This window comes from Asticcacaulis sp., from assembly GCA_024707255.1.
Lineage (GTDB): Bacteria > Pseudomonadota > Alphaproteobacteria > Caulobacterales > Caulobacteraceae > Asticcacaulis.
This window is the reverse complement of the sequence record JANQAC010000001.1, coordinates 1,441,378-1,465,875: the sequence shown is the minus strand read 5'-3', so window position 1 is coordinate 1,465,875 and position 24,498 is coordinate 1,441,378. Positions and strand designations below refer to the sequence as shown.

General features: G+C 60.2%; 24 protein-coding genes and 1 pseudogene. 17 read left to right on the top strand and 8 right to left on the bottom strand.

Annotated features, from left to right (window positions below; translation table 11 throughout):
- The first annotated feature begins 35 nt into the window (after positions 1-35).
- From NVV72_07070 to phoB, 5 genes are all read left to right on the top strand, one after another.
- Positions 36-596 (top strand): PAS domain-containing protein, encoded by a 561-nt coding sequence (locus tag NVV72_07070; protein ID MCR6659101.1) that lies wholly within the window; start codon positions 36-38, stop codon positions 594-596.
- Positions 554-1,399, top strand: coding sequence for a HAMP domain-containing histidine kinase (locus tag NVV72_07065; protein ID MCR6659100.1), 846 nt, complete (start codon positions 554-556; stop codon positions 1,397-1,399). Before NVV72_07070 ends, NVV72_07065 begins: the two co-directional genes overlap by 43 nt.
- Positions 1,396-1,530: a hypothetical protein gene (locus NVV72_07060; protein ID MCR6659099.1), complete on the top strand. Its 135-nt coding sequence runs from the start codon at positions 1,396-1,398 to the stop codon at positions 1,528-1,530. Before NVV72_07065 ends, NVV72_07060 begins: the two co-directional genes overlap by 4 nt.
- Before the next feature lie 211 nt (positions 1,531-1,741).
- A complete protein-coding gene (gene phoU / locus NVV72_07055; protein MCR6659098.1) occupies positions 1,742-2,434 on the top strand; it encodes a phosphate signaling complex protein PhoU in 693 nt (230 codons plus the stop codon).
- A 22-nt stretch (positions 2,435-2,456) separates the two neighbouring features.
- Entirely contained in the window at positions 2,457-3,146 is a 690-nt protein-coding gene (phoB, locus tag NVV72_07050) for a phosphate regulon transcriptional regulator PhoB (protein ID MCR6659097.1), read from the top strand.
- Between the two features lie 338 nt (positions 3,147-3,484).
- Here phoB and NVV72_07045 read toward each other — a convergent pair whose 3' ends face one another.
- From NVV72_07045 to NVV72_07035, 3 genes are all read right to left on the bottom strand, one after another.
- Complete coding sequence (locus NVV72_07045; protein ID MCR6659096.1) at positions 3,485-4,486, bottom strand: retroviral-like aspartic protease family protein; 1,002 nt, start codon at positions 4,484-4,486, stop codon at positions 3,485-3,487.
- The gene (locus NVV72_07040; GenBank protein MCR6659095.1) at positions 4,479-5,501 is read right to left on the bottom strand and encodes an aspartyl protease family protein; all 1,023 of its coding nucleotides are present in this window, start codon (positions 5,499-5,501) and stop codon (positions 4,479-4,481) included. Before NVV72_07040 ends, NVV72_07045 begins: the two co-directional genes overlap by 8 nt.
- 95 nt (positions 5,502-5,596) lie before the next feature.
- Complete coding sequence (locus NVV72_07035) at positions 5,597-6,499, bottom strand: Hsp33 family molecular chaperone (GenBank protein ID MCR6659094.1); 903 nt, start codon at positions 6,497-6,499, stop codon at positions 5,597-5,599.
- A gap of 220 nt (positions 6,500-6,719) precedes the next feature.
- Between NVV72_07035 and serA the strand changes: the two genes are divergently transcribed.
- A complete protein-coding gene (serA, locus tag NVV72_07030) occupies positions 6,720-8,642 on the top strand; it encodes a phosphoglycerate dehydrogenase (protein MCR6659093.1) in 1,923 nt (640 codons plus the stop codon).
- 61 nt (positions 8,643-8,703) lie between these two features.
- On the opposite strand, the gene NVV72_07025 is transcribed toward serA, so the two are convergent.
- Positions 8,704-9,177: a hypothetical protein gene (locus tag NVV72_07025; protein MCR6659092.1), complete on the bottom strand. Its 474-nt coding sequence runs from the start codon at positions 9,175-9,177 to the stop codon at positions 8,704-8,706.
- Positions 9,178-9,843: 666 nt separating this feature from the next.
- On the opposite strand from NVV72_07025, the gene NVV72_07020 reads away from it, so the two are divergent.
- Both NVV72_07020 and NVV72_07015 read left to right on the top strand, forming a co-directional pair.
- On the top strand, positions 9,844-11,619 hold the full coding sequence (locus tag NVV72_07020; GenBank protein ID MCR6659091.1) for a DEAD/DEAH box helicase: 1,776 nt from the start codon (positions 9,844-9,846) through the stop codon (positions 11,617-11,619).
- A gap of 402 nt (positions 11,620-12,021) precedes the next feature.
- The gene (locus NVV72_07015; protein ID MCR6659090.1) at positions 12,022-13,743 is read left to right on the top strand and encodes a M1 family metallopeptidase; all 1,722 of its coding nucleotides are present in this window, start codon (positions 12,022-12,024) and stop codon (positions 13,741-13,743) included.
- 6 nt (positions 13,744-13,749) lie between these two features.
- Here the strand turns inward: NVV72_07015 and NVV72_07010 are convergent, their stop codons facing one another.
- Positions 13,750-14,784 carry a 2'-deoxycytidine 5'-triphosphate deaminase gene (locus NVV72_07010; protein MCR6659089.1) on the bottom strand — a complete coding sequence of 345 codons (1,035 nt, stop codon included), beginning with the start codon at positions 14,782-14,784 and terminating at the stop codon, positions 13,750-13,752.
- Positions 14,785-14,856: 72 nt separating this feature from the next.
- Here NVV72_07010 and apaG point away from each other — a divergent pair, with 72 nt between their 5' ends.
- Complete coding sequence (gene apaG, locus NVV72_07005) at positions 14,857-15,258, top strand: Co2+/Mg2+ efflux protein ApaG (protein ID MCR6659088.1); 402 nt, start codon at positions 14,857-14,859, stop codon at positions 15,256-15,258.
- A gap of 41 nt (positions 15,259-15,299) precedes the next feature.
- On the opposite strand, the gene NVV72_07000 is transcribed toward apaG, so the two are convergent.
- Entirely contained in the window at positions 15,300-15,716 is a 417-nt protein-coding gene (locus tag NVV72_07000) for a group III truncated hemoglobin (protein ID MCR6659087.1), read from the bottom strand.
- Positions 15,717-15,821: 105 nt separating this feature from the next.
- Here NVV72_07000 and NVV72_06995 point away from each other — a divergent pair, with 105 nt between their 5' ends.
- The 7 genes from NVV72_06995 to NVV72_06965 all read left to right on the top strand — a co-directional run bounded on the left by NVV72_06995 (position 15,822) and on the right by NVV72_06965 (position 20,894).
- A complete protein-coding gene (locus NVV72_06995; GenBank protein MCR6659086.1) occupies positions 15,822-16,169 on the top strand; it encodes a GFA family protein in 348 nt (115 codons plus the stop codon).
- Between the two features lie 124 nt (positions 16,170-16,293).
- Entirely contained in the window at positions 16,294-16,923 is a 630-nt protein-coding gene (locus tag NVV72_06990) for a bifunctional precorrin-2 dehydrogenase/sirohydrochlorin ferrochelatase (GenBank protein ID MCR6659085.1), read from the top strand.
- Positions 16,865-17,686 (top strand): uroporphyrinogen-III C-methyltransferase, encoded by an 822-nt coding sequence (cobA, locus tag NVV72_06985; protein MCR6659084.1) that lies wholly within the window; start codon positions 16,865-16,867, stop codon positions 17,684-17,686. The genes NVV72_06990 and cobA overlap by 59 nt, the downstream gene beginning before the upstream one ends.
- Complete coding sequence (locus tag NVV72_06980; protein MCR6659083.1) at positions 17,683-17,988, top strand: DUF2849 domain-containing protein; 306 nt, start codon at positions 17,683-17,685, stop codon at positions 17,986-17,988. Before cobA ends, NVV72_06980 begins: the two co-directional genes overlap by 4 nt.
- Position 17,989: 1 nt before the next feature.
- On the top strand, positions 17,990-19,633 hold the full coding sequence (locus tag NVV72_06975) for a nitrite/sulfite reductase (GenBank protein MCR6659082.1): 1,644 nt from the start codon (positions 17,990-17,992) through the stop codon (positions 19,631-19,633).
- The gene (locus NVV72_06970) at positions 19,620-20,135 is read left to right on the top strand and encodes a DUF934 domain-containing protein (GenBank protein ID MCR6659081.1); all 516 of its coding nucleotides are present in this window, start codon (positions 19,620-19,622) and stop codon (positions 20,133-20,135) included. The genes NVV72_06975 and NVV72_06970 overlap by 14 nt, the downstream gene beginning before the upstream one ends.
- 12 nt (positions 20,136-20,147) lie before the next feature.
- Entirely contained in the window at positions 20,148-20,894 is a 747-nt protein-coding gene (locus NVV72_06965; protein MCR6659080.1) for a phosphoadenylyl-sulfate reductase, read from the top strand.
- A gap of 3 nt (positions 20,895-20,897) precedes the next feature.
- On the opposite strand, the gene NVV72_06960 is transcribed toward NVV72_06965, so the two are convergent.
- Positions 20,898-21,581, bottom strand: coding sequence for a pentapeptide repeat-containing protein (locus NVV72_06960; protein MCR6659079.1), 684 nt, complete (start codon positions 21,579-21,581; stop codon positions 20,898-20,900).
- 80 nt (positions 21,582-21,661) lie between these two features.
- Here NVV72_06960 and NVV72_06955 point away from each other — a divergent pair, with 80 nt between their 5' ends.
- Positions 21,662-22,015, top strand: a complete 354-nt coding sequence (locus tag NVV72_06955) for a hypothetical protein (GenBank protein MCR6659078.1) — start codon at positions 21,662-21,664, stop codon at positions 22,013-22,015.
- Between the two features lie 194 nt (positions 22,016-22,209).
- On the opposite strand, the pseudogene pnp reads toward NVV72_06955, so the two are convergent.
- Positions 22,210-24,451, bottom strand: a pseudogene (gene pnp / locus NVV72_06950) (polyribonucleotide nucleotidyltransferase).
- Positions 24,452-24,498: the final 47 nt, after the last annotated feature.

The following is a 24,498-nucleotide window of genomic DNA, read 5'->3' as shown; positions in this document are numbered from 1 at the left end:
GTCATAAGATGAACGCCGCGAGGTTTGGGTACAAAATGGAAAAGCGTCAGAGCGTCTGGAAGTTCGTCCCGGTCGGCACCGTTATTGGCTGCGCGATCCTGGTCGCTATGGCCTTCCTGCCGCCAATGCACCTGCTGACCATCATCGTGGCCCTGCTGGTGATCGGCTATACCGCCATTCGTTATCTGGTCCTGCTTGGTGATGCCGAGGAGAAGATTCGCGCGCTGAAAGCCCCGGAAAAGCAGAACAAGGTGCAGCCACTGGGCCCAAGTTTCCAGGAAGTTCTGCGCGCCGTGCCTGACCCGGTGATGATCGTTTCCGGCCACGAACCGGATGATATCGCCGCGCGCCGTGTGATCTTCGCCAATGACGCCGCCCAGACCGTATTTCATCTGCGCCCGGATGGCGGGCCGCTGGTCGGGGCCATCCGTGTGCCGGAAGTGCTGGAAAATGTCGACGAGGCCCTCTTCGGCGGCATAACCGGCTCGGTCGATTTCGAGACCAGCGGTGGCGCGCGCGACCAGTTCTGGCGCGCCTTTTCCGCCCCCTGCCGATGGAAAAGGCACATGATGGCCAGCGTCTGGCGCTTCTGGTGATCCGCGATGAGACCGATGCCCGCCGCATGGAGCGGATGCGCGCCGATTTCCTCGCCAATGCGTCGCACGAACTGCGCACACCCCTGGCCTCGATCACCGGCTTTATCGAAACCCTGCGCGGTCCGGCGCGCGATGACGAGCAGGCGCGTGACAGATTTTTGACAATCATGGGCGCCCAGGCCGATCGCATGGGGCGTCTGATCGCCGATCTGCTCTCCTTGTCGCGCATCGAAATGAGCGAACATGTGCCGCCTGCAGGCGAAGCGGACCTGGCTCTGGCCGTGCGCGATGTGGTGGACAGCCTTAGCGTGCTGGCCCAACAGAAGGGCATACGCCTGCGCATCGATGCGCCCCGGCCCGGTCTGTTCCCGATCATCGGCGACCGCGACCAGATCCTCCAGGTGGTGCAGAACCTCACCGATAATGCGCTGAAATATGCGCCGCAAGGCTCGGAGGTCAGCATCACGGTGTGCTTCGATGTTACCCTGCCGCAGGCGATGTCGCTGAACGACAAACAAGCTGCCAAACTGGTTTTGCTGCGCCCTGACCGCAATGTGCATGAATATTATGCGCGCGTCACGGTACGCGATGAAGGCCCTGGAATCAAAGGGAATTTTTGCCACGCCTGGCCGAGCGATTCTATCGCGTCGAAGGCCAGAAGAGCGGCGACAAGCTGGGCACCGGCCTGGGGTTGGCCATCGTCAAGCACATCATCAACCGCCATCGCGGCGGACTGGTGGTCGAAAGTCAGGGGGCGGTCTCGGCCAATGAAGATGATATTCTTGAGCGTGACGGTAAGGTGACAGCCCTCCCCCATGCGCCCCAGACCTTTACCGCCTTCAGTGCCTATTTTCCGCAGACCCGCGCTTTTGGGGTTGCCGATGCGCCGCGTCTGGTCACTGGTGACGCTGTGCCGATGAAAGATGCCGGCTAGGATAAAGTCCTCCGACCGGTATAGCCGGTCGGCAAGGGCGACCGCCCGCCGCGCATGTTTGCGCGTAAGCCCGCGCGGCGCCTGAGCGCATAAAAAAAGCAACCCGCATTATAAAACTGTCACAAAATACGCCTATTGGGGCTATAGTTCCCGGCATCAGGCGTCGTGCGTCGGCTATCAGGAACAAGGAATTCAAAAGGTGTCGTTCAAGATGAATACCCACATCGTCAAGACCTATGGCGACGAACTGGACCAGTTGTCCGCCGAAGTGGTGCTCATGGGCGGCCTGGCCGAGGCGCAGGTGGCTGAGGCCGTTGAAGCCGTGGCCCGCCGCGATGTCGCCCTGGCCCAGAGCGTTGTGGCCCGCGACCACAAGCTCGACGAACTGGAAAAGGATGTCGAGCGCAAGTGCATCCGTCTGATCGCCCTGCGCCAGCCTATGGCCGACGACCTGCGCAAGACCGTGGCCGCCATGAAGCTGGCCACGGCGCTGGAGCGCACCGGCGACCTGGCCAAGAATATCGCCAAGCGCTCGATTGTCATTTCCGAAGCCGAGCCCATGACGCCGCTCACCCGTTCGATCGAGCGCATGGGCAAGCTGGTCTCGTCGCGTCTGCGCGATGTGCTGGATGCCTACAAGTCCGGCAAGGTTGACCTGGCCCAAAGCGTGTGGTCTTCGGATACCGAGGTGGATGAACACTATAACGCCCTCTTCCGCGAACTGCTCACCTACATGATGGGCGATCCACGTACCATTTCGGCCTGTACGCACCTGCTCTTCATGGCTAAGAACCTAGAGCGCATCGGCGACTACGCCACCAATATGGCCGAGCATATCAATTACGAGCTGACCGGTGAGGACTATGTCGAATCCCGCCCCAAAGCCAGTAATCTGGACCAGTAACCCGTAACCGCCGCAGAGACGCATGAAGCCCTACATCATAGTTGCCGAAGACGAAGACGCCCTCAGCACCCTCCTCAGCTACAACCTGGAGAAGGAAGGGTATGATGTCGGGGTCGCCACCGATGGCGACGAAGCCCTTGTGATGGTGAAGGAGCGTGCGCCGGACCTGCTGGTCTGCGACTGGATGATGCCGAAGGTATCCGGTATCGAAGTCTGCCGCCGCCTGCGCCAGCAGGCTTCGACCCGCAACCTGCCAATCGTCATGCTGACGGCGCGCTCGGAAGAAACCGACCGTATCCGCGGTCTCGATACCGGCGCCGATGACTATGTGGTCAAGCCGTTTTCGATGGTCGAACTGATGGCGCGCATCCGCGCCGTGCTGCGCCGCATCCGGCCGGCGCTTTCGGAAGATCGCGTCGAGTTCGGTGAAATCTCCGTCGACCGCCTGTCGCATCGCGTCCAGCGCGCCGGCCGCGATATCCATCTGGGGCCGACGGAATACAAGCTGCTCGACTATCTGATGCAGTATCCGCGTCGCGTCTTCTCGCGCGAGCAACTGCTCGATGCCGTCTGGGGCAATGACGTCTATGTCGAGGCCCGCACGGTCGATGTCCATGTCGGCCGCCTGCGCAAGGCACTGAATAATGGCGACCAGTTCGACCCGATCCGGACGGTGCGTTCGGCTGGCTATTCCCTGGACATGCAGAACTGATCAAACTTACTGGTCTGCTTGCCAAAACATTTTATTTTTTGAAAAAGTAAGCGGATATTATGAACATTGCCATAAAGCACAATAGGGCTGGCGGCAAAAAGAATATAACAAACATTTCTGCAGTATAAGGCAGGTCTATAACCTTCGTAAGTGGGTCATAATATTCGCCCTGAGCATTCTCTTCGAAACCGATATGCAGGAATAATATCGAACTCGCCGCTCCAATCATAAGAGCCAGTATTACCGAAAACGTCATTCTGGCTTTTAAGTTTGCATGCTTCATCTGAACTCACAAAATCGCTTTCAGTGATTAGTTTGAGCATCATCATTCTTGAAATTCAAGCTGTATGGTCGATCTCCACGCCGGGGGTCGGTCGCGGCGGCGCAAGGCTGATCTCGAAGCGGATTTCCTTATTGCGATAGTCGATCGTTACCGCCGCGAACTGGCGCAGATAGTCCATACCGATCAAGAGGGCGGGGCGCTGCGCGACCTTCCATATGGAAAAGTCAGGTATGTCGGCGATTGCCAGTGTGCCATTGGTAAAAGACAGGTCGTGCAGACGGATCCGGCCGACGGGGATGACGTCGCCGGTCACCTCGCCACCGGTTACGCCGGTCAGGGTCATCCGGGCAGTGCTGTACAGGTTTCTATTGCGGTTTTTCAGGGCGTTGTAGAGCGACAGGTTGCCAACGGAAACTTCGGCGCCGGTATCGATGAAGGCAACCGCTGCCACGCTGTCCACCAGGCAGTCGAAAACACGCAGCCGGCCGTTCTTGCCTCTGGCGCGGACGCTGGCGATACCCTGCGAGTCCTGTGGCGCATGGTCACGCGGCTGCTCTATCTTCAGGGCGCGATTACGGAAATCAAAGGTCACGCGGCTGCCATTTATGGCGTCGAGGCCAAGGTAGCCGTCGGCGAACAGATTGGCGCGCGGCAGGGTAGGCAGGTTGAGACCTTCTCGTAAAAACGGTCCGAAAGTCAGGCGATCGACATGGACGGTTGTCACCGTGATCCGTCCGCCGATACCCTCCAGCGTAACGTTGCCGCCCGGCTGAAGACCCAGCGCCGAAGCTACCGTATCGGCGATGACGGTGCGTTCGGCGCCGGTATCAATGACGAAATGATACGGCCCCCGGCCATTGATCATCACCTCTATGGTCAGATGCTGGCTGGCGTCGGTGCGTGCAGCGAGACTGGCTGCATCCTGATCGGAATCGGGCTTCTGCAGGGAGGCATTGGCCGTGATGGTCTGGGTCCAGCCGGGACCGCCGGGCAGGAGGGAAGCGGTCAGGGCCAGGCCGCCGGCCGCGAAGCTCCGGCGCGTAAAAGCGTCAGACATGGCTGTTTATCCGTACGCCTGGAGATGGCAGGGGCGGCGCTTCGCTCAGTTCGAAGCGGATGGATTTCTGGCGATAGTCGATCGTCACGGCCGCGAACTGGCGCAAGAAGTTCATGCCGATCAGCAGTCCGGGGCGGTTATGCACGTTCCAGGAATCGAAGCTCGGCACATCGGCGATCGCCAGCCGGGAATCGGTGAAGGACAGGTCTTCCAGTTTGATGAGGGAAACCGGGATGACCTCGCTGAGAATTTCGCCGCCAGTCACGCCATTTAGAATGAGCGGTCCCAGATTTTGCAGGCCGCCGCGCAGGGCCAGCGCCGCCTTCAGCGCCCGGTTGCCGACCGAAACCTGAGCGCCGGTATCGATGAAGGCCGTGGCCCGGACACCATCAACCAGGCAATCGGAAACGCGCAGGCGGCCGGAAGAACCACTGGCCCACAGGCGCGTGGAGGTGCCGGGCCGGGGATGACGGCTGCTTTTGTCACGCGGCTGCTCTATTTTCAGCGTCTTGCCGGCAAAATCAAAGGTGACGCGGCTGTCGCTGATGGCGTCAAGGCCGAGATAGCCATCGGCCAGCAGATACTGTCGCGGCAGGACGGGCAGGGTCAGGCTCTTGCGTTGGAAGGGACCGAAGGCCAGGCTTTCGACATGGACTGTCTGTGCCGGTATACGCCGGGAAAAACCATCGACCACGACCGAGGCGCCCGGCGGCAGGCCCAATGCAAGGGCGACATTATCGGCCACCACGGAGCTTTCCGCGCCGGTATCGACAACGAAGTGATAAGGCCCCTGGTCATTGACCATGACCTCTATGCTGAGGTGATCGGCGTCATCCGTCCGGGCGGCGAGGGCGGCGGCATCATGATCGTCCAGTGTATCTGCCGGTGGCGTACTGACCTGCTGGGCAAGCGTCGGGTGTGCAAGAAGACAAACGGCCGCTGTCGCCCCGCTCATCACGGTTCTGCGTGACATGCGCGCACGGTCGCTGATCCAGATGTCAGGCGCTTTGCTCACGATGTTTCCCCTAGATTCCCCCGGTCCTGTTTTCTCCGGCCGGTGAAATCACAGTAACATCGTTCTTTAAAAGCGCAATCGCAGCTTTGAGTGGACTACAGCCCGACGAAAAACGTCTTCGAGCAGTATTCGCAGGTGATATGCACACGGCCATCGGCCTCCAGCATTTCGGCCTGCTCTTCGTCGCTAAACGACTGCACCAATCCCTCGACGCGCTCCTGCGTGCAGCGGCAAAGCTTGTGTATCGACTTGGCCGCGCTCAGGCGCACACCGTCCTCGTGGAACAGGCGATAGAGCAAACGGTCGGCCGGCAGGTCGAAATCGGTCAGTTCTTCCTCGCCCAGGGTTTCGAACAGGGCGCGGATATGCTGGAACGAGTCCTTGGTATCACCGCGGGTCGCGTCGCCGGCAATGGCCTGGATCATGGCGCCGGCGGCGCGCCAGTTCGGACCGTCCTCTCCGGCAAACTCGCTACAGGCCAGCTTGATCTGGGTCGGCACCTGCTCCGACTGGCGGAAATAGGTCTCGGCGCACAGGGCCAGGCTCTCGCCTTCGATCGGCGTGATGCCCTGGTAGCGCTCGCCGTGGTTTTCCGGGTCGAGCGTCATGATGAAGGTGCCCTTGCCGAGCAGGGCCTGGGCGCCCAGGCTCTGGAAGCTGCCCTCATTGGCCGCCACCAGCGTCGCCAGTTCTTCCGGATCGAAGCGGCAGAAACCGCGCAGGCCGCCCTTGGTGTCGTAATCGGCCACGACATAGCGCACCACGCCGTCGCCTTGCGCCTGCAGGATCAGGCGCCCCTCGAATTTCAACGAGGCGCCCACAAGCACGGCCAGGACGCAGGCTTCACCCAGCAGGTTGGCGATCTGCGGCGGATAGTCGTGCGCCTTCAGTATCTGGTCGAGCGTTTCCCCCAGACGGACCAGCCGCCCATGCACGGGATGGGCTTCGATAACGAAGCGGGCGGAATAGTCTTCGGTGGGGTCAATAAGTTCGGGCATATAATCGCGCAGGAAATCAGAGGTTTTGGTTTCAGATTTTACGGGTTTGGCAGGTTTGGCGGTCATTCGTCTACAGGTTTAAAGAATTAAGCCGCCACATGCCATAATAAATGGCGAAGGCGGTTGTGCGGGGGGCACTTTTGTCTTATTTGCGGCGCATCTTTTGAAGTGGGCGGTGGGCCCGATGGCCTGTTTCCGCCCTTAAATGGGCGTGACCGCTATGAATGCAAGCTTTCCTCAACCGAACCTGGCCACTGTCGTTCTCGACTTCGACTCGACCTTTACCTCGGTCGAGGCGCTGGATGTTCTGGCCGAGCTGCTTTCCGCCGCCGATCCCGCCCGCCATGCCGATGTCGCCCAGATCAAGACCCTGACCGATCAGGCCATGTCCGGCGAGATCAGTTTCGCCGAGGCGCTTAACCGCCGTGTCCAGTTGCTCAAGCCGACGCGTGACGATATTGCCGCCCTGGTCGAGGTGCTGAAGACCAAGGTCAGCGCTTCGGTGATCCGCAACAAGGCGGTGTTCGCCGAGAACCCCGGTAAGTTCCGCATTATCTCGGGCGGCTTCCATGATTTCATCGACGCTGTGGTCGCCGATTACGGCATCGAGCCGGAATATGTGCTGGCCAACCGCCTGATCTGGAATGAAGACGGCGCGGCTGTGGGCGTCGACCAGGCCAACCCCCTGTCGCAGGATGGCGGCAAGGTCGTGGCCCTGACCGGCCTTGGCGTCGCTGGCGCGGTCGCCATGGTCGGCGACGGCTGGACCGATTTCGAAGTCTACAAGGGCGGCGCCGCCGAACGCTTCTACGCCTTCACCGAAAACGTGGTGCGCCCCAAGGTGGTGGCCGCCGTCAATGGCGACACCAGCCTGACCGCCGCCTCGTTCGATGAGGTGCTGCACGCCGAAGGCTATCAGGGCCGCTATTCCTTCCCGCGCTCCAAGCTGAAGGTGCTGCTGCTGGAAAACATCCACCCCGACGCCGTGCGCGCCTTCCGCGAGGAAGGCTATGACGTCACCACCGTAAAGGGCGCGCTCGACGAGGAAGACCTGATCCAGGCGCTGCAGGGCGTGCATATTCTCGGCCTGCGCTCCAAGACCAACCTGACCGCCAAGGCCGTCGAGGCCGCCGACAAACTGATGGCGGTGGCCGCCTTCTGCATTGGCACCAACCAGATCGACCTCAAGGCGTGCTCGCAAAAGGGCATCGCCGTCTTCAACGCCCCCTATTCCAACACCCGCTCGGTGGTGGAAATGGTCATCGGCCTGATCGTCATGCTGACCCGCAATATCCCCGATAAGTCGATCGCCATGCACAAGGGCAAGTGGGACAAGTCGGCCACCGGCGCCCATGAGGTGCGCGGCAAGACACTTGGCATTATCGGGTACGGCGCCATCGGTTCACAACTGTCGATCCTGGCGGAAGCCTTCGGGATGCGCGTCATCTATTTCGACCTCGCCGAAAAGCTGACCCTCGGCAATGCCAAACGCTACCGCTCGCTCGATGCCCTGCTGGCCGAGGCCGACATCATATCGCTGCACGTCGACGGCCGGGCCGACAACAAGAACCTGTTCGGCGCGGCGCAGTTTAACCGCATGAGGGACGGCGCCCTGTTCATCAACCTGTCGCGCGGCCATGTCGTCGATATCGACGCGCTGGCGGCGGCATTGAAATCGGGCAAGATTTACGGCGCCGCCATCGATGTCTTCCCGCAGGAGCCGCGCACCAATGACGATCCGTTTGAATCGTCGCTGATGGGTCTGAAAAACCTGATCCTGACCCCGCATATCGGCGGCAGCACGGAAGAGGCGCAGGAAGCCATCGCCGAATTCGCCTCCGAGCGCCTGCTGGGCTTCCTCAATCGCGGCGATACCACCTTCTCGGTCAACATGCCGCATGTGGCCCTGTCGGAAGTCTCCGGCCGTCACCGCTTCCTGCATCTGCACAGGAACGTGCCGGGCGTCATGGCGGCAATCAACGCCATCATGGCCAAGTACGACCTGAACGTGCTGGCCCAGCACCTGAAGACCAACGAAACCCTGGGCTACGTCATTGTCGATGTCGACAAGGGCTATCCGAAGGAAGCGCTGGAGGAACTCAAAGCCGTCAACGGAACTTTGAAGTTCCGCTCCCTGATGTAGAAAAAAACCCCGCAGACATTATGTCTTGCGGGATTTTTTCTTTGTCGGTTTTCAGACATGATCAGTCAAAATAGAGAACGTCATCGTCCGGGTCCTCTTCCGGTGTGCCGGTGGCCTTGCTCAGGCGCACCCAGGCGTCAAAGACTTCAGGCGGCACCTTGGCTGGCCGTTTGCCATCATCTGTCATCTTCTGGATGAAGTTGAATTTCAGCCCCATGCGGTTGGCCATCGACCAGGCAGGCGACCCGCGCTTGACCATGCCGGTGTCAAGGTCGATCAGCCAGATTTCAGCCGGGATATGGTCCAGGTTTTCCATGGCGACACGGGCGCCGCTGGCGCTCTGGTCCAGGATGCGGCAATTTATCACCTGGTGGCTGGAAAGAAACAGCATGGCGCCGCGATCATCGCACTGGGTCCGGGGTTCGGAACGGCGGTCGGCATATTGATCCGGCATGATGACCTCTACCGACGGCCGCGCCGGCGCAGGCTGGGCTGCGGTAACGGGCGGGGCGGGGCGGCGGATAGGCGGGGTCATGATCAACCTGAAAGCAGAAATGGGCAGAGGGCCATGTGACGGGCACATGGTGCATACGCATACGCGGCACTAAAGGATCACTGGGCACTCACCCGGCCGTCGTTAACGCGGCGGCTTGCGGGTTTTCGCGTATGACTACGCTGTTGGCCAATACCATAGGCGCCTTTGGTTTATAAAAAATGAGTGAGTCCACAAAAGGGATGCCGGCGGCGCAACAGATTGTGGATATTTGTTTTGCGGTGCAGCGAGGTCGGACTTGACTTTCCGCCTATGAAAGGGCATTGGTCTCGCCTCGCACAGGGATTGATCCTGTGCGTAATGAATATTTTTACGCTCTCTGCGCATTTTCTCGAATTTTCAGGAATTTATGCGCTGCCCTATATATCGGGCGCTGGCCGCGTGAGGTATGCTTCGTCTACGCGTAGTCCGATAAAGTGTCATGCAATGTCATTGTGCATTTTTCGGATAAACTGCGCGCAAACCAGTACATACCGCCAGTGATTTAAGACCGCCATTTTGGCGATCTGCCATCTATAAAAATGACCGAAGTCCGTGACACGCGAACGCTTCGACCCTCAACTCCCGAACTGGCATGGGCCAGTTGCGGGTAAGGGCCGTTGCGAAGGCGTGTGCTTTCGTGATGCCCGAAGCACATGAAAGACACACGTGACCAAACTCTTTTCCGATCTCGGCCTCGCCTCCACCCTGCTGATCCAGCTTGAAAAAGCCGGCTACACCACGCCCACCCCGATCCAGGCCCAAGCCATCCCCATCCTGCTCGATGGCCATGACCTGCTGGGCATCGCCCAGACCGGCACCGGCAAGACGGCCGCCTTCGCCCTGCCGATTTTGCAAAAGCTCCTGTCCGACCGCAAGATGCCCGCGCCGCGCCAGACGCGCGTACTCGTCCTGTCGCCGACCCGTGAACTGGCTTCGCAGATTGCCGAAAGCTTCCAGCAATATTCGCGCGGCACCGGCCTGCAGATCGCCACCATCTATGGCGGCTCGAAATATGGCCCGCAATATAAGGCGCTGAATGGCGGCCTCGATATCCTGGTCGCCACACCGGGCCGCCTTGTCGATCACATCGAACAGAAGACGGTTGATCTCAGCACGGTCGAATTCTTCGTGCTTGATGAAGCCGACCAGATGCTTGATCTCGGCTTCGTCAAGCCGATCCGACAGATCGCCTCGCGCATCAAGGGCAAGCGCCAGAACCTGTTCTTCTCGGCCACCATGCCGAAGGAAATCGGCATCCTGGCCTCCGAACTGCTGAACGCGCCCAAAAAGGTCGAGATCACGCCGGAGGCCACCACGGCCGAGCGCGTTGAACAGACCGTCCTCTACATCGAGGCCGTGCGCAAGCGCGCCCTGCTGACCGAACTCTATGTCGAAGACAAGCTGTCGCGCACGCTCGTCTTCACCCGCACAAAGCGTTCGGCCGACAAGGTCGCCGCCTATCTCCAGGCCGGCGGCATCGAATCCGCTGCCATCCACGGCGACAAGTCGCAGGGCCAACGTGAACGGGCGCTGCAAGCCTTCAAGGCCGGCAAGCTCCGAGCCCTGGTCGCCACCGATATCGCCGCGCGCGGCATCGATGTCGATGACGTCTCGCACGTCATCAATTACGAGCTGCCGAACGTATCAGAGGCCTATGTCCACCGTATCGGCCGTACCGCCCGTGCTGGCAAGAGCGGTATCTCGATCAGCTTCTGTTCGGATGACGAACGCAAGATGCTGAAGGATATCGAGCGCATGACCCGTCAGCGCATTCCGTCGTTCGACCGCCGCAAGGACCAGGCGCTGAAGTTGCTCGACGAGGCCATGCTGGCTTCGGGCGTGGCTGAAAAACCGACCACTCCGGACCGTATCCCTGTCAAGCGTGAAGCCCGTCATATCGATCCGCACGCCGAAAACGTCCATAAGCGCAGCCGCAACCGTCCGGGCAAGTCCAATGCCGAGGGGACGGACCGCGGTGACCGTTCGTTCGCCGACCGCAAGTTCGGCAAGAAGCCGGGTGGCAAAAAGGATTTCGGTCCTCGCCCGACGGCCTATGATCCGATGGCTGCCGAGCGTCCGGCGCCGGTTAATACCGATGCCTTCTTCGAGAAGCGTGCCGAAAAGAAGCCATTCGGCAAGAAGAAGCCGTTTGACCGTAATGCCCCGCGCGGTGGCCAATACGGTGAGCGCGCTGAACGCAGCTATGATCGTCCGCGTTCGGAGCATGTCCATGCTGAACGTCCGCGCGAATACACCCCGCGTGATGATCGTGGAGCTGATCGCCCCACCCAGGAACGCAACAAGGCCCGTCCGTCCAGCCGCAAGGACAATGCCAAGGCTGGCGCCTCCAAGGGCGCTTTCAAACCGGCCAACCCGCATTACAGCGAAGCCCCGAAGGCCCGCAGCGAAGGCGCCCAGTTCAAGCGTCGTTCGCGTTCGTAAACCGGGGCCAAACCCCTGAATCGTCAAGAGCCGCGTGTGACCTTTGCACGCGGCTCTTGTGCTATTTTCACAGTTGTGTGAAGACGGGTTTTCCCGTTTAATAGAGGCGCGCCGAACAACGGCGCCAGTTACCCGAGGATGCCGATCGATGCCCGCTCTTTCGAGGATTGCCAAAGCCGCAACCAAAGCTGCCAGACAACCGATCGGTCTGATCACCTGCCTGATAGCGGCCCTGACCCTCTCTGCCGGCCTGATGATAACTGGCTGCACCCCCGGGGACAATGAAGCCGCCGCCCCCTGGCCATCGTTGCCAAAACGGTCGATGACCATTCCTACGCCCGCCCGCAGGAGGCGCGTGTCAGCCATGTCGATCTCGACCTGACCGCCGACTTCAACCAGAAGATTCTCAAGGGCACGGCGACGCTCACCCTCGTCACCGAGGCCAATGCCAAGCAGGTCATTCTCGATACCCGCGCGCTTGATATCCAGTCGGTGACTGATGCCTCCGGGTCTCCGCTGAAATTCACCCTGGGCAAGGGCAACGACATGATGGGCAAGCCGCTGACCATCGAACTGCCGCAGGGCGCGCAGAAGATCGTCGTCCATTATGCCACGACGAAGGACGGCACCGCCCTGCAATGGCTCTCGCCCGAACAGACCGCCGGCAAGAAGCTGCCCTTCGTTTTCAGCCAGGGTGAAGAAATCCACACCCGCACCTGGATTCCGACCCAGGACAGTCCCGCCATCCGCCAGACCTACAGCGCGCGCATTGTCGTGCCGTCCAATCTGGTGGCGGTGATGAGCGCCGATCGCCTGACGCCCGAAGGCGAAAAGGTGGCCGGTCATCCGGCCCAGCGCGCCTTCCGCTTCGACATGAAGAAGCCGATCGCCCCCTACCTGATCGCCATCGCTATCGGCGATATCGGTTTCAAGGCCGAGGGCTCGCGCACCGGCGTCTATGCCGAAAAGGCAACGCTGGCCGCCGCCGCCAGTGAATTCAGCGACATGCATTCCATGCTTGAGGCTGCCGAGAAACTTTACGGTCCCTATCAGTGGGGCCGCTATGACGTGCTCGTCCTGCCGCCGTCCTTCCCCTTCGGCGGCATGGAAAACCCGACCCTGACCTTCGCAACCCCCACGGTCATCGCCGGCGACAAGTCGCTGGTTTCGCTGGTGGCGCACGAACTGGCGCATAGCTGGTCGGGCAATCTGGTCACCAACGCCACCTGGGAGGATTTCTGGCTCAACGAAGGCTTCACGGTCTATTTCGAGGGCCGGATCATGGAAGAGGTCTATGGCAAGGAGCGCGCCGACATGCTGCGCGTCCTCGGCTGGCAGGATTTGCAGGGCACGCTGAAAGACCTGACCGAACCCGGCAGCAAGGCGGCCAATCCCGACTTCACCCGTCTGCACCCTGACCTCAAGGGCATCAATCCGGACGATTATTTCAGCGATGTGCCCTATGAAAAGGGCGCCGCCTTCCTCCGGATGCTGGAGGCCCATTTCGGCCGCAAGAAACTGGATGCCTATCTCAAGGGTTATTTCCAGCGTTATGCCTTCCAGAGCATGACGACGGATGCCTTCGTCATCGACCTGCGTACCCATTTACTGCACAATGACGCCGACCTCGAAAAGAGCCTGAAGATCCATCAGTGGCTTTATGACAAGGGAATGCCGGATAATGCCGTGGCCCCGACCTCGGCCCTGCTGGACGAGGTATCGGCCCAGGTGCTGGCCTTTACCGAAGGTACGCCCGCGAAGGATCTGAAGGTCGCGGATTACAGTTCGCCGCAGTGGCAGTATTTCCTGACGCACCTGCCGGAGACCCTGACGGTCGAACAGATGACGCAGCTTGACGACGCCTATGGCTTTTCAAAAACGCACAATTCGGAAATCCTGTTTGCCTGGCTGCAACTGGCGATCCAGCATCATTACCAGCCCGCCATGCCGGCGCTGGAAAATTTCCTGACCGGGCAGGGGCGCCGGAAGTTCGTGGTGCCGCTGTTCAAGAGCCTGATGGCGCAGGAAGGCTGGGGCGTCGATATGGCCAAGGCCGTCTATGCGAAGGCGCGTCCCGGCTATCACGATGTGACCCGTCATACAGTCGACGACATCGTAAAGTAGCGCAGGCTACCAGGGCTTGAAATGCTTGCTCAGCTTCAGGCCCTGCTTCTGGTAGTTCGAGCCCAGTTGTCCGTAAAGCTTGTCCGGACGCGCGGTCAGGGGCTCATAAACCAGCCGCGCCACGGTCTGGCCGTCTTCCAGCAGGAAGGGCGTCTCGTGGCAGCGGACTTCCAGCACGCCTTTTGAGCCTGTACCGGCCGCTTCCGCCGTGCCGAAGCCGGGATCAAAGAAGCCGGCATAATGGACGCGGAACTCGCCGACGCCCGGATCGATCGGCAGCATTTCCGCTGCCTCCATGGCCGGGATTTCGACATCGGTCTTCGAGGCCAGGATATAGAATTCGCCCGGATCGAGCAGCAGTTCGCCGCCGGCATAATAAAGCGGTTCCCAGAACTTCTTCGGATCGTGGCCGTCGATATGATCGAGATCAATGATGCCGGCATGGCGGCGGGCGCGAAAACCGACCAGTTCGCCGGTCAGGTCGACGCCGCAATCCGAGGTGCGCAACTTGGGCGACACGCCCCGCTTGAGGCGCAACTGGTTGAGCCGCGTGCCGGAACGCGCCAGCACCGAAAAGGTCTGCGGCGCAATCTCGATATAGAGCGGGCCGGAATAGCCCTCCGCCACGTCATCGAAGGCCACGCCGTAATCGGTCAGCAGGCGTACGAAGACATCGACCCGGCCGGTGGAGGATTTCGGGTTGGCGCGCGCCGAAATGCCCCTGGGCAGGTTCAGGCTTTCCTTCAACTCGGCGATATAGACGCAGCCCGATTCAAACACGGCGCCGCGCGTCAGGTCCATCTCGTGCATCTGCACGTCGCGCAGGCGATCGGCCACGGTGCGGGCGCGCGGCAGGTAGGAGGCGCGGACCCGCCAGGCGCGGTCGCCCAGGCGCAGGTCGATGCTGGCGGGCTGGATCTGGTTGTCGTCAAGCGCGGAGGTGCTCATCACCGCGCCCTGTTCGACAAGCGCCGCCAGGCTCTGCATCGGCAGTATGCCTTGCGGTTCGGGCTGGTCGGCGGGAACGGGTTTCAGGGACATCAGAGCGCTATTCTCTTTTCATGATCGGGCGCACCATTTAAGAGAGCTTATCCGAGTGAGCAAGCGATAAACATGTTTTACCAGCACACCAGCCACGATATCATCGTCCGCGTCGAGGTCGAATATGTGCCGCCAGAGGCCCACAGGCGCGGGGCGGACATGCGCCACGTCTGGGCCTATCACATCACCCTGATCAATGGCGGCGACGAGACGATGCAGCTCAAAACCCGTCACTGGACGATCATGGATGCGCGCGGCCATGTCGAATATGTCAATGGCCCCGGCGTGGTCGGCGAAACGCCGGTGCTGAAGCCCGGCGAAAGCTTCAGCTATTCCTCCGGCTGCCCGTTAAGCACCCCCTCCGGTTCCATGAGCGGCTACTATATGTTTGAGAATGAAGACGGTCGGCCCCTGAAGGTCATCATCCCGACCTTCTCACTTGATCTGCCGGACGCTAAGCGAACGCTAAACTAGGCTCAAAAGTTATTAAAACCAAAAGCCTAAAATAACATCACTTACGGCCTGAAAAACAGCCCTAGTTTCAAACTCTCGCCGATCCGGTTGGCGCGGACCATGAAATATTCCACGGCCTCATCCGTTGGCGCGATATCGCGCAGGGTCTGTTCGAACAGATAGAGCCATTCGCCGAAATGCGCCGGTTCGATGGATTTAACCTTCAGGTGCGCCTGCATAGGCCGGCCCGAATAGACCCCGGCATTGAGCGCCACCGACTCCCAAAATTGCTTCAGCTTGGCCAGGTGATCCGGCCAGTCATCGACCGCATTATTGAACACCGGCCCAAGCTGCGGATGGACGCGGACACGGCTGTAAAATTCATCGACTAGATTCGAGATAAAGGCTTCGTCCACGCCGATGGCAGCGGCATCAGCGCGGATTTTCTGGCGGGCGGCAAGGGCGCGTTCTGAACTCATGGCTGCTTTATAGCATACTGACAGGGTCGGGTCGCTGCGACCGGTTGTCTCCCGCATTGTTTTCTTATGCCTGCCAGACAAGATTCCCACCAAAGGAGACACATCATGCTGCACGAGGGAAGCTGCCATTGCGGCCAGATCGCCTTTGAGGTCGAGGGCGATTTCAATGAGGGGCTGGATTGCAACTGCTCGATGTGCCGGCGGCGCGGCGGGCTGCTGGCCTTTGTGCCGGCCGACGCCTTTAAACTCAAAACGCCGGAATCGGGCGTTTCGACCTACAATTTCAATACCCGCCGCCTGCATCACCATTTCTGCTCGACCTGCGGCATAGCCCCCTATTCCGAAGGCCAGGGACCGGACGGCAAGCCCATGCGCTGCATCAATCTGCGCTGCATTCCGGCCATTGACCTCGATGCGCTCAAGATCACCAAATGGGACGGCGCCAGTCATTAAGCGCCGTTTAGCGCCCCTAAACCCTCGCACGACAAACCATCGCTTTATTTCGCGGGCGCAAAACCTTAAATAAGAGGCTGTAGAGGGGATCATATTGTATGGTCCCTCTTTTGGTTTGGCTCATATGCTTGCTTTGCCCCTGTCATGGCCGCTGGAAAACCGTCAGGTCGTCATGATCGGCGCTGGCGCGTGGGCAATCCGCAAGCTGACCCTGCTCAATCGCACGCCGGCGAAAGTGACCGTTTTCGCGCCGCTGGCCGATCTGGCGCCAGATAGTATTGGGGCCCTGCCGCGCTGGCCGGAAGCCGCCGAACTGGCAGACGCCGCGCTGATCATCGTCGCTTTTGAGGATCGCCAACTAGCCGAAAAAGGCGCCGCCCTGGCCCGAACCTCCAGCGCGCCACTCAATGTGGTCGACTTTCCCGACCTTTCCGATTTCCATGTGCCGGCCATTATCGACCGCGGCACTTTGAGCATCGGCGTCGCCACCGGCGGCACCGCGCCGGTGCTGGCTAGAGAGACCCGTCGCAAGATCGAAGCCGCCGTGCCGCCTTCGGAGACCGAGGTCGCCGCCTTCGCCACCGCCCTGTCACCCCACCTGCGCGCACTTCTTCCGAACACGGACGATCGCCGCCGCGCACGGAAAAACATCCTGTCCTCGCCGGCCGCTGAACTGGCGCGCATGGGCCAGATCGATGAGGCCGTGGCCCTGGCGCTCACCCTCGGTCAATGCCCCGCGCACCGGTGTGGTTAACCTCGTCGGGGCCGGTCCGGGCGATCCCGAACTGCTGACCCTGAAAGCCCTGCGCCTGCTCTCCGAGGCGGATGTCATTGTCTATGATCGTCTCGTGGGGGACGGCATCATGGACCTGGCGCGCCGCGATGCCGATCGCTTCTATGTCGGCAAGGAACGTTCGAACCACTCCGTGCCGCAGGAACAAATCCACGAACTGCTGGTCGAACAGGCTCGCTTGGGCCGCCGTGTCGTGCGACTCAAGGGCGGCGATCCGTTCGTCTTCGGCCGTGGCGGCGAAGAGGTCGAAGCCCTGCGCGCCGCCGGTATCGAGGTCCATATCACGCCAGGCGTTACGGCGGCGCTCGGTTGCGCGGCCTCGGCGGCCGTGCCCCTGACCCACCGCGATCACGCCCAGAGCGTCACCTTCATCACTGGTCACGCCAAGGATGGCGATCCGGATAATAACCCGCTGCTGCTCGATTGGTCGGCGCTATCCGCCCCGCATCATACGCTGGTGGTCTATATGGGCGTCGCCACGGCGAAGATCATTTCCGACAAGCTGATGGCCCATGGCCGGATGCCCGATACACCGGCCCTGATCATAGAAAACGGCACTCGTCCGAACGAAAAACGCACACTTACCCATCTCAGCGCTTTGGCAGATGCCATCGCCGCCAACCCACCCAAAGGCCCGACCCTCGTCATTATCGGCGAAGTCGCCGCGCTTTATCAGGATACGGCTGCGGCCGTCATTACCGAGACCCTCAGGATCAACGCATGAAGTTACTGACCGCCAATCGCTTGACAGACGGCCTGACCATCTGGTTTTCCGAAACCGGCTGGGTTGAGGATGCCGCCCATGCTGCGCGCCTGAGCGATGAGCAGGCGGATGCGGCGCTGGCCGAATGGAAGGCGCGCGAAACCGAGGTGGTCGCGCCTTATGTCATTCCCTTGACCGACGCCGGCACACCGGTGCAGCGCGAGCATGTGCGCGAATTTGTCCGCGCTAATGGCCCGACCATCGGCCAGACCGCCGATGCCCTTTCCAGCGCGTTCAAACGCGCAGATATTTTCGAGAACTAAGATGTACGTTTACGACCAGTTCGACCATGCCTTCGTGCAGGACCGCATCAACGAGTTTTCCGACCAGGTGAAGCGCCGCCTCGCCGGCGAGATCAGCGAAGACCAGTTCAAGCCGCTGCGCCTGATGAACGGCGTCTACCTGCAACTGCACGCCTATATGCTGCGCATCGCCGTGCCCTATGGCGTGCTGTCCTCGGCCAAGATGCGCAAGCTGGCCTATATTGCCCGCAACTATGACCGTGATTTCGGCCACTTCACCACCCGCCAGAATTTGCAATTCAACTGGATCAAGCTGGCAGAGGTGCCGGAAATCCTGAAGCACCTCGCCGAGGTCGAGATGCACTGCCTGCAAACATCGGGCAACTGCATCCGCAACACCACGACCGACCAGTTCGCCGGCGCCGCAAAGGACGAGCATGACGATCCGCGTCCGTGGGGCGAGGTCATCCGCCAGTGGTCTTCCAACCACCCGGAATTCAACTTCCTGCCGCGCAAGTTCAAGATCGCCATTACCGGCGCCGAAAAGGACCGCGCCGCCATCCGCCTGCACGATATCGGCCTGCACCTGACACCGCAGGGCTTCGATGTCTATGTCGGCGGCGGCATGGGACGGACGCCTGCGCTGGCGCATTGCATCCGCAAGGGCCTGCCCGGCGACAAGCTGCTGAGCTATCTCGAAGCGTGCCTGCGCGTCTATAACCGCTATGGGCGCCGCGACAACAGCTACAAAGCGCGCATCAAGATTCTGGTCGCGGCCCTCGGGCCTGACGAATATACGCGTCAGGTCGAGGAAGAATGGGAAACCTTTGACAAGGCCGCCATCGATGTGCCGGCCGCCGAGGTGGCGCGCATCAAGAGCTATTTCCCCGATCCGGCCTATGTCGATGCGCCGTTCGATCGTGTTGCGTTTGAACGCGCCAAGACCGCCGATGCCGCTTTCGCGCGCTGGGTGAAGAACAACACCCATCCGCACAAGCGCGACGACCATGTGTCGGTGACCATTTCGCTGAAGCCCGTCGGCCTGCCGCCGGGCGATGCCTCCTCGGCCCAGATGGACCTGATGGCCGATGTCGCCGATGAATTCGGCTACGGCGAATTGCGCGTCAGCCATGAGCAGAACATCATCCTGCCGCACGTCGCCAAACGCGATCTTTATGCGCTGTATGCAAAGCTCGATACGGTCAATCTGAGCACGGCCAATGCCGGCAAGATCACCGACATGATCACCTGCCCCGGCCTGGATTACTGCTCGCTGGCCAATGCGCGCTCGATCCCTCTGTCGCAGGAAATCTCGAAGCGTTTCGAGGACGCCAACCTGACCGACAAGATCGGCGATCTGCAGATCAAGATTTCCGGTTGCATCAATGCCTGCGGTCACCACCATGTCGGCCATATTGGAATCCTGGGCGTCGACAAGCAGGGGGTTGAATTCTATCAGATCCTGCTGGGCGGCCGTGCCGATGAAAAGGCCGCATTGGGCCAGATCACCGGCAAGGGTCTTTCCGCCGAAGCCGTGCCCGCCGCTATCGAGCGCGTGGTGCAGCTTTATCTCACCTTGCGGACTTCTGACGCAGAGCGTTTCATCGATACGCTTGAACGGGTCGGCCGTAACACCTTCGCGGAGGCGCTGCATGAGCCCGCTTAATTCCTCACACGAGGCGAAACTGGTCACCAATGACGGCGAAGTCATTCCCGATGGCTGGACGCTTTTGGCTGACGAGGATACGACTGGCGTCGATGGCCCCTATGTGCTCGGCTTCGACCGCGCCCTGCGTGAACTTGATGGCCTGAATGGCCACTATGGCGTCCGTATCAATCCGGGTGATGACGTGCGGTTGCTGCTGCCCTTTATCGAGAAAATCACCCTGTTCGAGGTCAGCTTCCCCGGTTACCGCGATGGCCGCGGCTATTCGACCGCCCGCATCCTGCGCGAAGCCGGCTACACGGGCATCATCCGTGCGGTCGGCGACGTGCTGCGCGACCAGTTGTTCCAGATGCTGCGCTGCGGGTTCGATGAATTCCTCGTCAAGGACAAGGATCCGGCACAGGCCATTGAAGCGGCCAAATCCCGTTTTAGTGTATTTTATCAAGGGGCGGCGGACGACAAGCGCCCCGTATGGGCTCTACGGCACGCCGCCGAGGGCTAAGGACCTCCCGCTATGACGATCCTGATCGACATACTGAAAGACCAGAAAAAGACGCACGGGTCACTGCGCGCCGAAGCCCTGAGCGCGGCCTGGGAACACCTGACCGCGCAGGAAATCCTGCAGAAAGCGATAACTGAAGAATTTATCGGCGACATCACCCTGTCGTCGTCCTTCGGCGCCGATTCCGCCGTGCTGCTGCACATGGTGGCGCAGGTCGAGCCGAACCTGCCCGTCATCTTCCTCGATACCGACCGGCATTTTTTCCAGACCCTCCAGTACCGCGATGAACTGGTGGTAAAGCTCGGCCTGACCAACCTGGTCAATCTCAAGGCCGATGCGGAGGAAGCCAGCACGGAAGACAGCAAGAACACCCTGTGGCGCACCAATCCGGACGCCTGCTGTGACCTGCGCAAGGTGCGGCCGCTGAATCGCTTCATGGTAGGCTATGGCGCCTGGATTTCCGGCCGCAAGCGCCACCAGAGCGCCACGCGCACGAAACTGCCGATCGTCGAATTCGACGGCAAGCATTTCAAGGTCAATCCGCTGGCCACGTGGACCGCCGACGATATCACCGCCTATTTCAAGAACCATGACCTGCCGCCGCATCCGCTGGTCGAACAGGGCTTTCCGTCGATCGGCTGCTTTACCTGCACCAAGCCGGTGGCTGCCGGTGAGGACGCCCGCTCCGGCCGCTGGGCCGACTCAGAAAAAGTCGAGTGCGGCATCCACAATCCGATTTATGGCGGCGAGGGGATTTAACCCTTAACGGACGTGCAGGCCGAGCTCTGACAGCAGTTCCGCCGCCTGGGCGCGGGAAATGGTCGCGCCCTTGAAGCGGCGGGCGTCCTCCAGCCGGACCCCACCGATATCGGTGCCGCGCAGGTCGGCGCCTTCAAAACGGGCATCGGTCAGGACGGCATCGCGCAAGCTGCAATCCTCGAAGGTCACGCCGCGGAAATCGCAACGCTGAAGCTCGGCATTGGTCAGGTCGAGCGACTTCAGTGTCTGCTTGTTGAAGGCGAAATTACGCAGCTTGGCGTCGTTCAGGCGGGTTTCCTCGAAAAGGACATCGAGCGCCTTGGCGTCATTGAAATTGGCGCCGGTGAGCTTGCAGCGACGGAACTGTGCCTGTGAGACCGTGGCACCACGAAATTTGCTGTTGTTGAAATCGCAGGCGGTGAAGCGGGATTCGGCCAGGTCAGCGCTGGTGAAATCGGCGTGCGCGCCCTTGCAGGAGATAAATTGCGCGCCATCCAGCCTGGCGCTGACAAACTTCGCCTTGCGGAACAAGCACTGATCGAACACCCAGCCATTGAGGATCAGATCGGACAGATCGACCTCATCCAGTTCGCAGCCGAGCAGGGTAACCGGCTCGCCCTTATTGGCCAGCAGGAGCAAGGCGTTACGGTCGAGGATTTGATCGGTGATGGTGGTGGGAGCGGTCATAGGCTTTAAATTTGACGTTTGGAATTTTTAATGAGCTATCACTATGTTAGCTTTTATTCTTTCTATGTCGAGGATTCGTCATGAAGTTAAGTGAATTGATAGAGGAAACTCTTAGTGAAATTGCTCTCGGTGTTGAAAACGCAAAATCTAAATCACGACATTTAATTGCGATTTCACCAGCTACAATTAACAGAAAACTCGTTTCTGAAATTACTTACATTGAATTCGATGTGTCTATCGCAGTTTCAGAAAACGCCGATACAACGAAATCATCTGAAAGAAGTGCCGGCGGAGAAATTAAGGTACTTTCTGTTATTGGTTTGAACGGGAAAGGCGGCATGAAGAATGATGAAAGCAATTCATCATCGTCGCAGTTGTTTCATCGGATTTCATTTAAAGTACCTGTTTGCATGTCTGGCAAAATTATCGACTAAATAATAAGTTTAGTCAGAGTTACTTTCGTAGTAGCGCGAACTTTGTCACACGCGCTATCGAGTTATGGGGTTGAGGGGTCCGTGACCCCTCACCTTAAATAAAAAAGCCTGCCATCCTCAAAAAGGGATGGCAGGCTTTTTTAAGAGAAAGACGAAGGGGCCGCAGGCCCCTTCACCCCGTAAGTCTCCGGCGCTTAGTCTCTGCGCGGACGGCGCGGACGGCTCGAACGCTCGCCACGATCCGGACGATCACCACCTTCAGCCGCTTCCAGCTCAGGCTCTTCACCGGAAGCCACACGAGCAGCACGTTCCGCCGCCAGCTTTTCCGTCAGGTCTTCGCCAGTTTCCTGATCGACCACCTTCATGGACAGCTTCGTCTTGCCACGATCGTCGAACCCTAAGAACTTCACCTTCACTTCGTCGCCTTCATTAAGAACATCCGAGGTCTTGCCGACCTTTTCGTTCTTGATCTGCGAGATATGGACGAGGCCGTCCTTGGCGCCGAAGAAGTTCACGAACGCGCCGAAATCGACGACCTTCACGACCTTGCCCTTGTAGATGGCGCCGACTTCCGGCTCCGAGGCGATAGACTTCACCCAATCGCGGGCGGCGTCGATCTTCGATTGTTCCGAAGCCGAGATCTTGATGGTGCCGTCGTCGGCGATGTCGATCTTGGCGCCCGTCTTTTCGACGATTTCGCGGATGACCTTGCCGCCGGTGCCGATCACTTCGCGGATCTTGTCCGTGGCGATCTTGATGGTTTCGATCTTCGGCGCGAATTCACCCAGCTCTTCACGCGCACCGGAGATGGCCTTGTTCATTTCTTCCAGGATGTGCAGACGACCTGCGCTGGCCTGACGCAGCGCCTTGGTCATGATTTCCTCAGTGATGCCGGCCACCTTGATGTCCATTTGCAGCGAGGTAATGCCGTTGGCCGAACCGGCCACCTTGAAGTCCATGTCGCCGAGGTGATCTTCGTCACCCAGGATGTCGGACAGGATGGCGTATTCGCCGGACGGCTCCAGGATCAGACCCATGGCGATACCCGAAACCGGCGACTTCAGCGGCACACCGGCGTCCATCAGGGCCAGCGAAGACCCACAGACGGTCGCCATCGAAGAGGAGCCGTTCGACTCGGTGATTTCCGAGACCAGACGGATCGTATAGGGGAAATCTTCCGCGGCCGGGAGCATCGGGCGGACCGCGCGCCAGGCCAGCTTGCCGTGGCCGATTTCGCGGCGGCCGGGCGAACCCATGCGGCCGGTTTCACCAACCGAATACGGAGGGAAGTTGTAGTGCAGGAGGAACTTTTCCTTGTACGTACCTTCCAGGGCGTCGATGAACTGCTCATCATCGCCGGTGCCGAGAGTGGCGACGACCAGGGCACGGGTTTCACCGCGGGTGAACAGGGCCGAACCGTGGGTGCGCGGCAGGATGCCGACTTCCGAGACGATCGAGCGGACCTTGTCGACGGCACGGCCGTCAACGCGCTTGCCGTGCTCGATGATGTCGCGGCGCAGGACTTCGGCTTCACATTCCTTGAAGGCGGCGCCGAACTTGGCGGCGTCGACACCGTTCGGATTGGCTTCCGAGACGACGAGCGCTTCGGCGGCCTTGGACTTGGCGGCGCCAACGGCTTCGTGGCGCGGGTGCTTTTCCTGGATGGTGTAGGCGTCGCGGATGTCCTGGCCAACCAGCTTCTTGATGTCGGCAACGATGCCCGAGAAATCTTCGGCTTCGAAGTCGAACGGTTCCTTGGCGACGTGTTCAGCCATTTCGAGGATGGCGTCGATCATCGGCTGCATACCGCGGTGAGCGAACATCAGGGCGCCGAGCATCTTGTCTTCCGACAGTTCCTTGGCTTCCGATTCCACCATCATCAGGGCATCCTGGGTGCCGGCGACAACGAGGTCGAGTTCCGAGTCCTTCATCTGGTCTAGGGTCGGGTTCAGGACGTATTCGCCGTCGATCACGCCGACGCGGGCACCACCGATAGGGCCCATAAACGGCACGCCGGAGAAGGTCAGGGCGGCAGAAGCCGCGACCATGGCGACGATATCCGGATCATTTTCCATGTCGTGCGACAGGACGGTGCAGACAACCTGCACTTCGTTCTTGAAGCCCTTGACGAACAGCGGGCGGATCGGACGGTCGATCAGGCGCGAGACCAGGGTTTCTTTTTCCGACGGACGGCCTTCGCGCTTGAAATAACCACCGGGGATCTTGCCAGCGGCGAAGGTCTTTTCCTGATAGTTGACGGTCAGCGGGAAGAAGTCCTGGCCGGGCTTCGGCTTGCGCGCGTAAACAACGGTGGCGGACGGTGGTCTCACCGTAGGTGGCCAGCACGGCGGAATCGGCCTGACGGGCGACACGGCCGGTTTCCAGGGTGAACTTGCGGCCCGCCCAGTCGATGGATTTTCTTTTGATGTCGAACATTTCGTTTCTTTCATTCGGCTCCGGAACAGCCCCATGCCGTTCGGGAG